We start from the raw sequence: 255 nt of genomic DNA, 5'->3' as shown, positions 1-255 counted from the left end.
TCGCGTCCGCGCTGCGCAACGCGAACACGGTCCTGGCCGACGACAAGGCCGCGCAGGCCGACGTGGACGGGGCTCTGTGGAGGCTGGTCGCGGCGCGCGATGCTCTGGTGAAGGCCGAGCAGCCCGCACCGGTCGACAAGACCGGGCTGCAGGCCGCGGTCGACGAGGCCGGCAAGCTGGTCGAGTCCGACTACACGGCGGAGTCGTGGGAGCCGTTCGCCCGCGCGCTGGACATGGCCCGCACCGTGCTGGCCG

1 pseudogene is annotated in these 255 nt (G+C 73.7%); it reads left to right on the top strand.

The features are described from left to right. Positions 1–255: pseudogene (locus EMO90_RS12260) on the top strand (FIVAR domain-containing protein); the annotation flags it as partial.

The organism is Bifidobacterium vespertilionis, assembly GCF_008698145.1.
In the GTDB taxonomy this organism is placed as follows: domain Bacteria; phylum Actinomycetota; class Actinomycetes; order Actinomycetales; family Bifidobacteriaceae; genus Bifidobacterium; species Bifidobacterium vespertilionis.
Note: the sequence above shows the minus strand (reverse complement) of the source record. Positions and strands in the feature narration are given on the sequence as shown.